Annotated in this window: 1 protein-coding gene; it reads right to left on the bottom strand. The window is 68.9% G+C overall.

Annotation, left to right across the window (positions count from 1 at the left end):
* Positions 1-897: IS5 family transposase (locus tag GT755_RS38320; protein WP_328794763.1), on the bottom strand; the 897-nt coding region annotated here is incomplete at its 3' end.
* Positions 898-1,025 lie beyond the last annotated feature (128 nt).

The raw sequence follows: 1,025 nt of genomic DNA, 5'->3' as shown, positions 1-1,025 counted from the left end.
GGTCGTGTTTCGAAGTCGGGTTAACCAGTCGTTGATGGCGGCGATCTGGACGGCGGCTTCGTAGCGGACGGCGAGTTTGTCGTAGCGAGTGGCGATGGCGCGGTGGCGTTTGAGCCGGTTGATCCCGCATTCGACTGCTGATCGGGCCTGGTAGTCGGCCTGGTCGAATGCGGGTGGGCGTCCGCCTCGGCTGCCGCGCCGGAGGCGGCCGGCGATGCGGTCGGCGGGTTCGGGAATCGTGGCCTTGATCCTGCGGGCGCGTAAGTGCGCGCGGATGGCGCGGGAGGAGTAGGCCTTGTCCGCCCGGACCACCTCCGGCCGGGTGCGAGGGCGTCCCGGCCCTGGTCGGGGAACCTTGATGGCGGTCATCACCGGGATGAACTGAGGTGCGTCGCCTCGCTGTCCGGCGGTCAACACCAACGCGAGCAGGCCTTGGCCGCTGTCGCAGGCCAGGTGGAGCTTGGTCGACCAGCCGCCGCGGGAGCGGCCCAGGGCGTGATCGGTCGGCTCGGTGGTGACACCGCCGGGTGGTTCGGCCTGCCGATCGCCTGACCTGCGGGCTCCCGCCGCGTGCTGGTGAGCCCGGCAGACGGTGGAGTCCACGCCGATCTCCCATCCGATCAACCCGGCGGCGTCGGCTCCCGTCTGCAAGGCGGTCATGATCTGCCGCCAGACACCGGCGCGTTGCCAGCGGCGGAACAGCGCGTACACCGCCTGCCAGGAGCCGTAGCAGTCAGGGACGTCCCGCCAAGGCGCCCCGACCCGCACCCGCCAGCGGATGCCGTCAATGAGCTGGCGTTTGGTCCACTGCGCGGGCCTGCCTGGCTTCACGGGCATGGGGAGCACGGCTTTGAGCCGGGCCCACTGCGCATCGCTCAGGTCGAACCGCCGCGTCACCGCTAAGGTGGCCACGAGGTCTCCGGTGGTCAGGTTTTTCTTGGTCGATCAACCCACTTACCGGAGACCTTCTTCATTTCCCGACCACGACACGCCAGCCCGTCACAACACTTCGAAACACGTCCTAG

It is taken from the genome of Herbidospora solisilvae, assembly GCF_009901565.1.
GTDB lineage: Bacteria > Actinomycetota > Actinomycetes > Streptosporangiales > Streptosporangiaceae > Herbidospora > Herbidospora solisilvae.
The sequence above is the reverse complement of the archived record's forward strand: the minus strand, read 5'-3'. Positions and strand labels throughout refer to the sequence as shown.